Source organism: Ornithinicoccus halotolerans (genome assembly GCF_009602535.1).
GTDB classification, from domain to species: Bacteria; Actinomycetota; Actinomycetes; order Actinomycetales; family Dermatophilaceae; genus Ornithinicoccus; species Ornithinicoccus halotolerans.
On record NZ_WIQI01000081.1, the window covers coordinates 1 to 12,885 of the forward strand.

General features: G+C 71.6%; 13 protein-coding genes and 1 pseudogene. 5 read left to right on the forward strand and 9 right to left on the reverse strand.

Features of this window, described 5'->3' with window-relative positions; genetic code table 11:
* Nucleotides 1-117: 117 nt before the first annotated feature.
* From GFJ45_RS12255 to GFJ45_RS12265, 3 genes are read right to left on the reverse strand one after another with little or no spacing between them, the layout of a single operon-like run.
* The gene (locus tag GFJ45_RS12255; RefSeq protein ID WP_153397617.1) at nucleotides 118-918 is read right to left on the reverse strand and encodes an HpcH/HpaI aldolase family protein; all 801 of its coding nucleotides are present in this window, start codon (nucleotides 916-918) and stop codon (nucleotides 118-120) included.
* A 58-nt stretch (nucleotides 919-976) separates the two neighbouring features.
* Nucleotides 977-1,795, reverse strand: coding sequence for an ABC transporter permease (locus tag GFJ45_RS12260; RefSeq protein ID WP_153397637.1), 819 nt, complete (start codon nucleotides 1,793-1,795; stop codon nucleotides 977-979).
* On the reverse strand, nucleotides 1,795-2,799 hold the full coding sequence (locus GFJ45_RS12265; protein WP_153397619.1) for an ATP-binding cassette domain-containing protein: 1,005 nt from the start codon (nucleotides 2,797-2,799) through the stop codon (nucleotides 1,795-1,797). Before GFJ45_RS12265 ends, GFJ45_RS12260 begins: the two co-directional genes overlap by 1 nt.
* Nucleotides 2,800-2,889: 90 nt before the next feature.
* Between GFJ45_RS12265 and GFJ45_RS12270 the strand changes: the two genes are divergently transcribed.
* On the forward strand, nucleotides 2,890-3,642 hold the full coding sequence (locus GFJ45_RS12270) for a TetR/AcrR family transcriptional regulator (protein ID WP_153397621.1): 753 nt from the start codon (nucleotides 2,890-2,892) through the stop codon (nucleotides 3,640-3,642).
* An 18-nt stretch (nucleotides 3,643-3,660) separates the two neighbouring features.
* On the opposite strand, the gene GFJ45_RS12275 is transcribed toward GFJ45_RS12270, so the two are convergent.
* The 5 genes from GFJ45_RS12275 to GFJ45_RS12295 form a co-directional block, all read right to left on the reverse strand.
* A complete protein-coding gene (locus GFJ45_RS12275; protein WP_153397623.1) occupies nucleotides 3,661-4,536 on the reverse strand; it encodes a carbohydrate ABC transporter permease in 876 nt (291 codons plus the stop codon).
* Complete coding sequence (locus GFJ45_RS12280; protein WP_153397625.1) at nucleotides 4,536-5,480, reverse strand: carbohydrate ABC transporter permease; 945 nt, start codon at nucleotides 5,478-5,480, stop codon at nucleotides 4,536-4,538. Before GFJ45_RS12280 ends, GFJ45_RS12275 begins: the two co-directional genes overlap by 1 nt.
* Entirely contained in the window at nucleotides 5,477-6,751 is a 1,275-nt protein-coding gene (locus tag GFJ45_RS12285; RefSeq protein ID WP_153397627.1) for an ABC transporter substrate-binding protein, read from the reverse strand. Before GFJ45_RS12285 ends, GFJ45_RS12280 begins: the two co-directional genes overlap by 4 nt.
* A gap of 137 nt (nucleotides 6,752-6,888) precedes the next feature.
* Nucleotides 6,889-7,995 (reverse strand): class I SAM-dependent methyltransferase, encoded by a 1,107-nt coding sequence (locus GFJ45_RS12290; protein ID WP_153397630.1) that lies wholly within the window; start codon nucleotides 7,993-7,995, stop codon nucleotides 6,889-6,891.
* A 130-nt stretch (nucleotides 7,996-8,125) separates the two neighbouring features.
* Nucleotides 8,126-9,766: a LuxR family transcriptional regulator gene (locus GFJ45_RS12295; protein ID WP_194288650.1), complete on the reverse strand. Its 1,641-nt coding sequence runs from the start codon at nucleotides 9,764-9,766 to the stop codon at nucleotides 8,126-8,128.
* A 61-nt stretch (nucleotides 9,767-9,827) separates the two neighbouring features.
* Here GFJ45_RS12295 and GFJ45_RS12300 point away from each other — a divergent pair, with 61 nt between their 5' ends.
* The 3 genes from GFJ45_RS12300 (at nucleotide 9,828) to GFJ45_RS12310 (ending at nucleotide 12,531) form a co-directional block, all read left to right on the forward strand.
* Entirely contained in the window at nucleotides 9,828-10,835 is a 1,008-nt protein-coding gene (locus tag GFJ45_RS12300) for an aldo/keto reductase family protein (RefSeq protein WP_153397633.1), read from the forward strand.
* 127 nt (nucleotides 10,836-10,962) lie between these two features.
* A complete protein-coding gene (locus GFJ45_RS12305) occupies nucleotides 10,963-11,634 on the forward strand; it encodes a GTP pyrophosphokinase (RefSeq protein ID WP_153397639.1) in 672 nt (223 codons plus the stop codon).
* A gap of 57 nt (nucleotides 11,635-11,691) precedes the next feature.
* A complete protein-coding gene (locus tag GFJ45_RS12310; RefSeq protein WP_153397635.1) occupies nucleotides 11,692-12,531 on the forward strand; it encodes a DUF72 domain-containing protein in 840 nt (279 codons plus the stop codon).
* Between the two features lie 46 nt (nucleotides 12,532-12,577).
* Here the strand turns inward: GFJ45_RS12310 and GFJ45_RS17085 are convergent, their stop codons facing one another.
* The gene (locus GFJ45_RS17085) at nucleotides 12,578-12,745 is read right to left on the reverse strand and encodes a response regulator transcription factor (protein WP_407670397.1); all 168 of its coding nucleotides are present in this window, start codon (nucleotides 12,743-12,745) and stop codon (nucleotides 12,578-12,580) included.
* 63 nt (nucleotides 12,746-12,808) lie between these two features.
* Between GFJ45_RS17085 and GFJ45_RS17090 the strand changes: the two are divergent.
* A pseudogene (locus tag GFJ45_RS17090) lies at nucleotides 12,809-12,885 on the forward strand (hypothetical protein); the annotation flags it as partial.

Here is a 12,885-nt window from a genome sequence, read left to right on the forward strand (position 1 = left end):
CAACACGCTCGTCCGGAACTACCTGCCGGCGACGGGACGGGATGAGAGCACGGCCGCGGTGCTGAAGGCGTGGGCCGAGGACCACCAGCAGGGCGAGCTGCGGGAGCAGCGAGGCGCCTAGGCCGGCTCGCTGACGCGCAGCTGCTCCGCGGTGCCGGCCCGCACCAGCTCCAGGTCGGTGGCCACGTTGACCATCCGGAAGCCTTGCTCCAGCCGTCGGCGGGCCGCCGCACCGTCCGGGCAGTGGACGCCCGCGACGATCCCGCTCTCCGCGCAGGCGGCTCGCACCCGCTCCAGTGCCCGCGGGTGCTCCCCGTCGGCGTGCTCGAAGACCGGCGGGAGCCCGAGCGAGATCGACAGGTCCGCCGGCCCGACGTAGACGGCGTCCAGGCCCGGTGTCGCGGCGATCTCGGTGACGCGGTCCACCCCGCGCCGGGTCTCAACCATGACCGCGACCACGACGTCGGACAGCTCAGCGGGGTCCGTGGTGCCGTGCAGGACGGACGCCCGCGCCGGTCCGTAGGAGCGGCGCCCCACCGGCGCGTACCGAGCCTCGGCGACCGCCGCCGCGGCGTCGTCGGCGGTCTCCACCATGGGGACGATGACGCCTCCGGCGCCGGCGTCCAGGACCTTGCCGATCAGCCACGGCGCCCCCGCGGGCACCCGCACGATCGGCACCGCGCCGCGGGCGTGCACGGCCGCGACCATCGGGACGACGTCGACGTAGTCGAGCATCCCGTGCTGCATGTCCAGGCACACGTAGTCGACCCCGGCAGCGGCAAGCGCCTCGGCGACGTAGGGGCTCGGCGCCAGCACCCAGGCACCGCGAGCCGTCTCCCCCGCCGCCCAGCGGCGGCGCAGCGGGTTGCGGGGCTCGTGGGCCGTGGCGCCGGAGGCTGTCGGCTGCTCAGTGATCATGCCGAGACCTTACGAGCAGGTGCCGGACCACTGGCCGCCGGCCCGCGAAGGGCACCGGTCAGCGCGACAGCCGCTGGTAGCGGCGGACCGCCATCGGCAGGAAGATCGCGGTGATCAGCAGTGGCCACACCAGCGCCATCAGCTGGGCGTGCTGCTCGATCCAGGACCCGCCGACGGGGGCGGGGTTCCCGAACAGCTCCCGGATGGCGGTCGCGGTCGAGGACACCGGGTTCCACATCGCGATGAAGCCCAGCCAGTCCGGCATCATCGACGGCGGCGTGAAGACGCTGGAGATCATCCCGAACGGGAACGCGACCGCGAACAGGTTGCCGGCGGCCTCGGTGTTCTTCACGCCCAGCCCCATCCAGATGCCGATCCAGATCAGCGCGAACCGCAGCCACAGCAGCAGGAAGAACGCGTAGAGCGTCTCCAGCAGCGTCCCGTCCGAGCGCCACCCGATGACTAGGGCGATCATCGCCAGCACCAGCAGGTCGACGGCCGCGCCGAGCACGTCGCCGAAGCCGCGGCCGCTCACCACGGCCGACGGCGCCATCGGCATCGAGCGGAACCGGTCGGTGACGCCCTTCTCCTTGTCCAGGACCACCGCGTAGGCGGTGTTCATGAACCCGAAGGCCATCGTCATGGCGAACATCCCCGGCATCGCGAAGGAGGTGTAGTCCGCGCCGTCGCCGATGTTCATCGCCGAGCCGAAGACGTAGACGAACAGCAGCACCGACACGATCGGGAAGCCCAGCTGCCACAGGATCGTGGTGGGTTGACGGACGTAGTAGAGCAGGCCGCGGCGCACCATGGTCCAGGAGTCGACGACGGCCCAGTAGGCCGAGGACCGCTGCTGCGGGCGCAGGTCCGTGGTCATCACCGGGCCACCCCCTCGGGCTGGGGCTCGTCCTGGGCCGGCGTCTCGTCCTCGGCGGGGTGTCCGGTGAGCCGCAGGAACACCTCGTCCAGGGTGGGCCGGCGCAGCCCCACGTCCTCGACCTCGACACCCGCGGCCTGCAGCCGGCGGGCCACCTCGGCCAGCGCGTCCAGCTGCTGCTCCACCGGCACGATCACCCGGCGCCGGTCCGGGTCCACCAGCGGGGTCAGCTCGGACACCGCCGCGCAGGCGGCCTCGGCCGCCGCCACGTCGGTTCGCTCCAGCACGGTCACCTCGACCTGGTCGCCACCGATCTGTCGCTTCAGCTCGGCCGGGCTGCCGTCGGCGATCCGGCGGCCGCGGTCGATGACGGTGATCCGGTCGGCGAGCTGGTCGGCTTCCTCCAGGTACTGGGTGGTCAGCAGCACGGTGGTGCCCTGGCGGACGAGCGCGCGCACCGCCTCCCACACCTCGCCCCGGCCTCGCGGGTCGAGCCCAGTGGTGGGCTCGTCGAGGAACATCAGCTGTGGGGCCAGGATCATGCTCGAGGCCAGGTCGAGCCGCCGGCGCATGCCACCGCTGTACTCCTTCACGCCCTTGTCCGCCGCTGCGGTGAGCGCGAACTGCTCGAGCAGCTCCGCCGCCCGGGCGCGGGCCCGGGAGCTGCCTAGGTGGAACAGCCGGCCGAACATCTCCAGGTTCTGCCGGCCGGTCAAGATCTCGTCCACGGCGGCGTACTGACCGGCCAGGCCGATGCGGCGCCGCACCTCCTGGGTGTCGCGCCGCAGGTCGGCGCCGGCCACCGTGGCCGTGCCGGCGTCCGCCTGGATCAGCGTGGTCAGGATCTTCACCGCCGTCGTCTTACCGGCCCCGTTCGGCCCGAGCAGGCCGTGCACGCTGCCGCGGGTGACCTCCAGGTCGAACCCGTCGAGGGCGGTCACCTTGCCGTACCGCTTGACCAGGCCGACTGCCTGGACGGCGAGCCCGCCGTCGGAATCGTTCATCGAGTACCTCCTGAGTACACCGTACGCACGGAGAGTACAGTGTACGCTCAGGGTCCGGCAAGGAGTTTTTCTCATGCGGAAGGGAGCGCGATGAGCACCGAGAGCAGCGGGGCTGGTGATGTCCACCGCAGCATGGCGCTGATGTGGCAGGAGCCGGCCGGCGCCGACGCCGGCCGGGACGCCCGGCTCTCCCTCGACCGGATCGTCGACACCGCGATCGGGGTGGCTGACGCCGATGGGCTGGAGGCGGTGTCGATGCGACGGGTCGCGGCCGAGCTGGGCGTCGGGACGATGTCGCTGTACCGCTACGTGCCGGGCAAGGACGAGCTGCTGGACCTGATGCTGGACCGGGTCAACCTCGGCGAGGTCAGGGCGCCCTTCCCGACGGACTGGCGCGCCGCACTGGAGCGCTACGCCCGGGAGACCTGGGAGCTGTACCGCCGGCACCCGTGGCTGCCGTTCGTCGACCAGAGCCGGCCGCTGCTGGGCCCCAACGCCCTCGCCGGGCTCGAGGCGCTGCTCACCGGGTTGTCCGGCACCGACGTCGAGCACCGGCAGCAGATCCTGGCCATCACCACGCTCGAGGGGTTCGTGGCCAGCCTGGCCCGCACCGTCAACGGGGCGATGATCGCCGAGCAGCGCACCGGGGTCAGCACCGAGGAGTTCTGGCAGGCCCAGGAGCCGGTCCTGGTCTCGGCGATGGCGTCCGGCCGGTTCCCGGTGCTGGCCGGGCTGGACATGGAGGCCTTCGGCGCGGGCCCGGAGGAGTCCTTCGAGTTCGGCCTGCGGGTGGTGCTGGACGGGCTGGTGGGCGTGTTCGGGAACCCCGAGTCACCCCGCTGAGCGGCGACCTGACCGGCGCTACTTGGCGCTCCCCCGCATCACGCCGGAGATGACCCACCGCTGGGCCACGACGTAGACCAGCACCATGGGCAGCAGCGCCATGAGGTAGGAGGCGAAGGCGACGGAGTAGTTCGTCGTGAACTGTCCCTGGAAGACGTACTGGACGAGGGGTAGCGTCTGGTGCTCCGGCTCGCTCAGGATCACCAACGGCAGCATGAAGTCGTTCCACGCCCACATCGAGGTGAGGATGGCGACCGTGGCGTTCATCGGCGCTAGCAGCGGGAAGATGATCCGCCAGAACGTCGTCCAGGTGCTGGCCCCGTCCGTCCGCGCGGCCTCCTCCAGCTCGATCGGGATGGAGCGCACGTAGGCCACGTAGATGAAGATGTTCAGGCTCAGCCCGTACACCGTGTAGAGGATGATCAGCCCGATCGGGTTGTCCAGACCGAGCAGCGCCGTCTGCCGCACGACTGGCAGCATGATGATCGGGAAGGGCACGAACAGCGCCGCGATGAAGTAGTAGTACAGCAGCGTGAAGACCCGGGAGCGGTCCATGTGGCGCGCGATGGCGTAGGCGACCATGGAGTTGGTCAGCAGCGTCAGCAGCACCGCTCCACCGGTGACGACCGCGCTGTTGCGCAGCGCCCGCGGGAAGCTCGTCAGCTCCCAGGCGGTGGAGAAATTCTCCCAGGCCAGCCCCTGCGGCAGCTCGAAACCGGTGCCGCCGAGCTGGTCCGGGGTCTTGAAGGCGGTCACCACGGTGAAGTAGAGGGGGATCAGCACCGACAGCGAGCAGACCGCGATGATGATGGTGGCCGGCCAGTTGGTGCGCTCGCCGGCGCCGGTGCGACGCCGCCGGGCGGGGGCCTGGGTGGCCTCGGTCGCGCTGCTCATCAGAACGACGCCTCCCTCCGCTGCAGGATCCGGAACTGGATCAGCGACAGCACGACGATGGCGATGAGGTAGACCACCGCGTTCGCCGTCTGGTACGCGTACTCACCGCCCTGCAGCCCGCCCCGGTAGATCAGCAGCGAGATCGACTCGGTGGCCGTGCCCGGCCCGCCGTTGGTGAGCGCGACGATGTGGTCGAAGACCTGCAGGAAGTTCTTCAGCGACAGCACCATGTTGATGGTGAAGAAGGCCCCGATCAGGGGGAAGGTGATGCGGAGGAACTGCTGCCACGAGGAGGCGCCGTCCAGGTTGGCCGCCTCGTAGACCTCGCTCGGGACGGTCTGCAGCCCGGCCAGGTAGAGGATGATGTTGAAGGCCGCCGCCTGCCACACCGCGAGGATCACCACCCCGACCCAGGCGAGGTCCTCGTTGGCAAGGATGGAGGCACTCAGCGCAGTGATCCCCATCCGCTCGGCGATGGTCGGCAGCGAGTTGGCGAACATGTAGTTGAAGACGTAGCCCACGATGAGGATCGCGAGCACGTGCGGCAGGAAGAAGACCGCCCGGAACGTCGTCTTGAGCTTGATCCGCGCGTTCAGCCCTACGGCGATGGCCAGCGCGATCACGTTGACCAGCACCGTGGAGACGAGCGCGAACCAGAACGTGAACCGGTAGGCGCTGAACACGCGCTCGTCGCGGAACAGGTTCACGTAGTTCGAGAACCCGACGAAGCGCCACTCCCCGTAGCCGGCGAAGTTCGTGAACGAGTAGAAGATGCCCGTGAGGACCGGGACGGTGTGGAAGAAGAAGAACAGCAGGAACGCGGGCAGGACCATCGCCCAGATCGTCTTGGGGATCCCCGGCGCGCGGCGGGAGCGGGAGCGGTCGGAGGGGTCCGGCGTGGGTGCGGTCCGGCGTGGCTCCTCCGCCGCCTTGTAGACGGTCATCCGCCCTCCTCGAAGTCGATCGTCCGAGCCGCGACCTTGCGCCACTCGTTGTCCAGGGCGGCCAGGAAGGCGTCGGTGTCGCCGCTGAGCACGAGCGTCTGCACGTGCGCCTCGAGGTTGACCGCCGCGGGGATCTGGTGGTCGGCGTACCCGGTGATGCGTCCCTCCTCGTAGAGCGGGAGAATCCCGCTGAGGGCCGGGTCGTCGTTCTGCGGTGCGTCGAGCAGCGGGGAGAGGGCGCTCTGCGCCGTGGCGTACTCGCTGACGACCTCCGGGGAGAACATGAACTCCACGAAGCGCCGGGCCTCCTCCGGGTGGTCGGTGTCCCCGCCGATGGCCACCGCCACGTCGACGCCGGAGACGAGCACGTTGTCGGACTCCTGCTCCCCGGCCGGCATCACGAACATGCCCAGCGGGGCCTCCTCATCGACGGCCCGGATCGCGGGCAGGGTGAAGGAGCCCTGGGCGAGCATCGCGGCCTCGCCCTCGGCCATGGCGCGGTTGCCGTCGTCGTAGCCGCGACTGCGTGCGTCGGACTGGGTGTAGGAGAAGACCTCGACGAACCGCTCGGCCACCGGGGCGTAGTCGTTGCTGAAGGACACCGCGCTCTCCGGCCCCACGTCCTCCCCCGCCTTCCGCATCTGCTGCCAGAAGCCCTGCTCGACCATGGCCCCACTGAGGTTGTTGAACGTCGGCAGCAGCGTCCACGGGTCCGCGTAGGTGCCGTAGAGCGGGATGACGTCGGTGCCCTCGAGCGCCTCGACCACCTGCTGGAACTCCGGCCAGGTCCGCGGGACGTCCAGACCGTGTTCCTCGAACACCTCCGTGTTGTAGATGACGCCGCTGGCGTTGGAGGCGAACGGCAACCCGTTCACCTGGTCCTCGCAGGTCCCCAGGTCGTCGAGCACCTGCTGGACGTCGGGGTTGATCGACTCGATGACCGACGTCATGTCGCTCAGGTCGGCGAAGACGCACGAGGTGGCCAGCCGGCCGAAGTTGCCGCTGCCGTTCAGCGTGATGACGTCGGGGGTCTTGTCCTTGACCAGGAGGGTGCGGATCGCGGTGTCGGCGTCCGGCACGTGGTTCTGCACCACCCGGATGCCCGGGTGCTCCGCCTCGAAGGCGGCGATGATGTCGTCGAAGGCCTGCACCGCCTCGGGCTTGAACTGGAAGAACTCCAGCTCGACGCGGCCGTCGTCGCCGCTGCACGCCGCGAGCACCAGGGCGGCCACGGCTCCGGTGAGTCCCGCCGCCCGGCGGCTGCGTCCCATAACCCCTCCCCGCCGAGTCTCTGTCCCTGTCCCTGTCCCGACGAGGCCAAGGTAGCCACCCGGCGGCGGCCTGTCCTGGCGAGCGAGGACCACGGACTGGCCCGGCCCTCGGCGGGGGCCGGGCCAGCACCGGGACCTCAGGGGCGGGCCACGTAGTAGGTGTTGAAGGGGTCCTCCTCGACGTCGATCGGGTCGATGTGCCTGAATCCGGCCTCGGCCAGCATCTGCAGCGCCTGCTGCCGGCCCCACATGGTGCCCAGCCCGAGCCCGTCCTGGCCAAGGGAGACGGCCATGCAGTGCAGCACCGAGACCGCGTAGAGCATCGGCGCCCACGGCAGCTCCAGGTTGCCCTCCGGCTGGCTGGAGCCGGCGATGTCGACCATCAGGAAGGTCCCGCCGGATCGCAGCGCCTGGCGCGCCGCGCGCAGCACGGCGGCCGGGTCGGCCTGGTCGTGGATCGCGTCGAAGGCGGTGACCAGGTCGTAGCGGCCGGGCTCGTCCCACCGGGCCACGTCCTGCAGCCGGAACTCGGCGTTGGCCAGGCCACGGGCCGCCGCGTCGGCCTGCGCGAACTGCACGGCCTCGGCCGAGAAGTCCATGCCGGTGAACCGGCTCTGCGGGTAGGCCTCCGCCAGCAGGGTGACGGCCCGGCCGCGGCCGCAGCCGAGGTCGACCACCTCGATGCCCTCGAGCCGCTCCGGCAGGTCCGGCACCAGCGGCACCACCTGGTCGAGCAGGGTCGCCTCGAACACGGCGCCGCTGTCCTCGGCCTGCAGCTCCTGGAAGTGGGCGTAGTCGGCGTAGCTGGTCCCACCACCGTGGCGGGCTGCCTGCTCGACCTTGTCGAGGACGGTGGCCAGCTCGGCGTAGCGCATCAGCCGCACCATGTTGTCGGGCCCGCCGGCGCTGGTGAGCACGGGCACGAACTCCTCCGGCACGGCGTAGCGGCGGGTGCGGGTGTCCAGGCTGAGCAGGCGGGAGACGAACAGCCCGTCCAGGACCTCCCGGACGTAGCGCTCCTGCAGCCCGGCGGCCTGCGCCAGCTCGGCGCTGGTGGACGGCCCGCGCTCGGCGAGCGTCTCCAGCAGGCTGGTGCGGTCGGCCAGCGCGAGCAGCAGCCCGGTGCCCATCTCCGTCCAAATCTGCATCAGCCGGTCAGCGGCCTGCTCAGGGCTGAGGGCGGGTGCCTCGGCGGCAGGGGGCAGGGGGTGGCCCGGACGGGCCTGGGGTTCGGTGATCGTCATGGTCTCTCCTTCGGGGGACGGGTCGGTTCACACCGTCCCCTCGACGCTAGGAAGCAGCCCCGCGCCCCCACATCGGGCGGATGCTGCATCTGCCGCGAGAGCCGCTACAGCATCCGTCCCTGGCCCGTGCTCAGCCCAGGATGCCGTGGTCGCGAGCCCAGGCCGCCGCCGCGGTCCGGGTGCCGACGCCGAGCTTGGTGTAGACGTTCGACAGGTGCCGGCCCACGGTCTTCTCGCTGATCACCAGGGCGCGGGCGATGGCGCGGTTGCTCTCGCCGCGGGCGGCGAGCCCCAGCACCTCCAGCTCGCGGGCGCTGAGGCCGCCCGGGGTAGCGGGGGGCTCCAGCGCTCGCGCCGCGGCGAGCGCGCCGAGCTCGGTGAACGCCTCCCGGGCCACGCGCCGGTGGGTCCGGGCGGTGGCCTCGTGGCCGATCCGCTCGTGAGCGCGGGCCAGCAGCGCGTAGCTGCGCCCGATCTCGTACCGGTCCCCCAGGTCGCAGGCGATGCGCACCGCCGACTCCAGCGCGGGCACCGCCCCGAGCGCGTCTCCGTCCGCGAGCAGCAGCGAGCCACGGGCCTGCCCGGCCCAGGTGAGGAAGCCGGGGGTGCCGTACCGCTCGGCGAGCTCCACCAGCTCCGCGCACGCCGCGCGGGACTCCTCGGTGCGGCCCCGGCTGAGCGCGATCTCGACCGCGGCGACCAGCAGCCGCGGCCGGGTGCGGCCGGAGGCGGTGGCCAGCGATGCCCCCAACGTCTCGGCCGCCAGCTGCGGGCGGCCCTGGTCCAGCAGCAGCCGGGCCTCCCCCGGCTGCGGGTCGATCCCGAGCTCGCGGGCCCGGGAGAACGCGTCCTGGGCGCCGGCGAGGTCACCGGCCCGGCGGCGCAGCTCGCCGAGGTGCTCGAAGCCCTCACCGGCCGCCCACGGGCTGCCGGGGGCCAGCTCGGCGCAGGCCTGTACCAGCCGCGGCTCGACCTCCGACCAGGCCTGGACGCTGCCCAGCAGCTCCAGCCGGTGCACCTCGCACACGCCCCGGTAGAGCCGCTGCTCGCCGCGGCGGTCGCACCAGCGCTGCATCGCGGTGGTCCAGGCGCGCATCCGTCGCAGATCGGCCAGCTGGTAACAGACGTGGATGACCAGGCAGTAGACGTCACCGGCCCACAGCAGCGGGATCCGGTCGGCGACCACCGGCAGCATCGCCTCGTCGAGCGCGGCGAAGCCCTCCTCGACCCGGCCGGCGTGCACCAGCGCCAGGCCGTGCAGCGCCAGCCCGAGGCACTCCAGCTCGGGGGCGCCGTGCCGGCGCCCGACGCCCCGCACCTGCTCGCACAGCTCGGCCGAGGGCGGCTCGGCCAGGGCGGAGAGCGCGATGTTGGCCTCCAGGTAGAGCAGGTAGCCGTGCACCGGGCACTCGGGCAGCTCGCTGAGCAGCCGGCGGGCCCGGGAGGTCCAGGCCTGGCTGATCGCCTCCTCCGCGGCGACCGCCCACAGCAGCCCCAGCTCGACGGCGGTGCGGGCGGCCTGCTCCGCCCTGCCCTCGGCGAGGTAGCGGCCGTAGGCGTCCTCGAACAGCCCCATCGCCTCGCGCTGGGACCCGGTCCACCACAGCGCCTCGGCGAGCCGGGCGAGCCCGGCGGCGTCCAGCCGCGCCGCGACCGCCGCGACGTCAGCGTCCGCCCCGTCGACCCCCAGCTCGGCGAGCACGCCGTCCCAGCCCGGGTGCCGCGACCCGCGGGGCACCCGGGACTCCCGGATGGTGCTGCTCTCCATCATCGCGGCCCTTCGCCGTGACCCACGGTACTGCGGCCCGGGACCGGCTCATAGGGTTTGCCCCATGGAGTTTCGATACCTCGGCAACAGCGGGCTGAAGATCTCGGCGATCACCTACGGCAACTGGCTCACCCACGGCTCGCAGGTCGAGAACGAGGTGGCCCACGCGTGCGTGCGGGCCGCGCTCGAGCACGGCATCTCGACGTTCGACACCGCCGACGTCTACGCCAACACCAAGGCCGAGACCGTCCTGGGCGAGGCCCTGCGCGGCGAGCGGCGCGAGGACCTGGAGATCTTCACCAAGGTCTACTGGCCGACCGGGCCGAAGGGCAAGAACGACACCGGGCTGTCGCGCAAGCACATCATGGAGTCCATCGACGGCTCGCTGCGGCGGCTGCAGACCGACTACGTCGACCTCTACCAGGCGCACCGGTACGACACCGAGACGCCGCTGGAGGAGACGATGCAGGCCTTCGCCGACATCGTCCGGCAGGGCAAGGCGCTCTACATCGGCGTCAGCGAGTGGACCGCGGACCAGCTCCGCGAGGGGCACCGGCTCAGCAGGGAGCTGGGGTTCCAGCTGATCTCCTCCCAGCCGCAGTACTCGATGCTGTGGCGGGTCATCGAGGCCGAGGTCGTGCCCGCCTGCGAGGAGCTGGGCATCTCCCAGATCGTGTGGAGCCCGCTGGCCCAGGGCGTGCTGTCGGGCAAGTACCTGCCCGGCCAGGCTCCGGAGCCGGGCAGCCGCGCCGCCGACGAGCAGATGGGCAAGGGCATGGCCGGTTTCCTGCGCGAGGAGGTCCTCACCGCGGTGCAGCAGCTGCGGCCGCTGGCCGACCAGGCGGGGCTGACCATGCCGCAGCTGGCGCTCGCCTGGGTGCTGCAGAACCCCAACGTCGCCTCCGCCCTGGTCGGCGCCTCCCGCCCCGAGCAGGTGCAGGACAACGTCAAGGCCGCCGGGGTGCGGCTGGAGCCGGACCTGCTGGCGGCCATCGACGACGTGCTGGGTGAGGTCGTCGAGCGGGACCCGGGCAAGACCGCCGAGCGGGCGCCGCAGACCCGGGTGGTCTGAGCGCTGGGCCGGTGGCTGTCAGCGACACGGCCTAGAGTGGCTCCTCGTGGATGACTCCTCCTCCTCGTCGACGGCCATCACCGCACTGGCCGACCTGGGCCGGGTCCGGGAGGAGTTCTCCCGGTTCATGATGGAGTACAAGTTCGGCATGGACGAGATGACCACCCGCATCTCGATCCTGCAGCAGGAGTTCACCCACCTGCACGACGACAACCCCATCGAGCACGTCTCCTCCCGGCTGAAGTCACCGGACAGCATCGTGGAGAAGATGCAGCGCCGGGAGTGCGGGCCGTCGTTCGAGGACATCCGGCGCGTCATCACCGACATCGCCGGGATCCGGGTGACGTGCAGCTTCAGCAGCGACGTCTACAAGGTGTTCGACGCGCTGCAGGCCCAGCCCGACCTGGTGCTGCTGCAGGTCAAGGACTACATCGCCCGACCCAAGCCGAACGGCTACCGGAGCCTGCACGGCATCTTCGAGGTGCCGGTGCACCTGTCCGACCGGATCGTGCCGGTGGTCGTCGAGGTGCAGCTGCGCACCGTCGCGATGGACTTCTGGGCGAGCCTGGAGCACAAGATCTACTACCGCTACCACGACCAGGTGCCGGTGGACCTGCGGGTGGACCTCAAGGAGGCCGCGGACACCGCGGCCGAGCTGGACACCAAGATGGCCGCGCTGCACGCGCAGACCAGGAAGCACCAGACCCACCCCAGCCCGGAGGCGCGCCCGGAGCCGGTCGAGCTCAGCGAGGCGGTCGCCCGCCAGCTCGCCCAGCTGCGGGCCCAGCTCGAGGACTGACTCGCCCGGCGTGCCCGCCGGCGCGCGCGTCCCCGGTGGCTGCGGCACCATCGGAGCATGGGTCAGATCCGGGTCGGCATCTCCGGGTGGCGCTATCCGCCGTGGCGGGGGGTCTTCTACCCGCCCGGGCTGCCGCAGCGGCAGGAGCTCGAGTACGCCGCCCAGCACCTGTCCACCATCGAGATCAACGGCTCGTTCTACTCGCTGCAGCGCCCGGAGTCCTACACCGCCTGGGCGCAGGCCACACCGCACGGGTTCGAGTTCGCGGTCAAGGGCGGCCGGTTCATCACCCACATGAAGCGGCTGCGGGAGCCGGAGACGGTGCTGGCCAACTTCTTCGCCCAGGGCCTGCTCGACCTGGGTGAGAAGCTCGGGCCGGTGCTGTGGCAGCTGCCGCCGACGCTGGCCTTCGACGCCTCCCAGCTGGCGGGCTTCTTGGCCTCCCTGCCCCGCACCCACGGTGCGGCCGCGGAGCTCGCCGGCCGGCACGACCACCGGCTCGACGGCCGCGCCGTCACCAGCACGCAGCTGCCGGACCGGCGGCTGCGGCACGCCCTGGAGGTGCGGCACCAGAGCTTCCTGGACCCGGCCTTCCCCGAGCTGCTGCGCCAGCACGACGTCGCGCTGGTCGTGGCCGACACCGCGGGCAAGTTCCCGGTGCTGCGCGACGTCACCTCCGACCTGGTCTACGTCCGGCTGCACGGCGACACCGAGCTGTACGTCAGCGGCTACGACGACGAGGCACTCGACCGGTGGGCGGTCGACGTGCTCGCGTGGGCGGAGTCGGCCGACGTGTACGTCTACTTCGACAACGACGCCAAGGTCCGCGCGCCAGTGGACGCCATGGCGCTGGCCGACCGGCTGGGCGTCTCCCCCGACATCGGCTTCGCCGAGTGAGGTAGCGGCCCGCCTCCCCCGCCGGGCTGCCCGCCCCGCGGGCCGGTCAGCCGAGCAGCCCGGCCCGGCGCGCCACGGCGACCGCCTCGGTGCGGCTGCGGGCGCCGAGCTTGGCCAGCACGTTGGAGACGTGCACGCTCACCGTCTTGGTGGTGACGAACAGCCGCCGGGCGATGTCGCCGTTGCTCAGCCCCCGCTCCACCAGCAGCAGCACCTCGTGCTCCCGCGGGGTCAGGTGGATGCCGTCGGCGCCCGGGGCGGCCGCGGTGTCGCTGCCCGCCGCGGCGTCGAGGTCGACATCGTCACCGACCAGACCTCGGCGCACGACCCGCTGTCCTACCTGCCGGAGGGAGT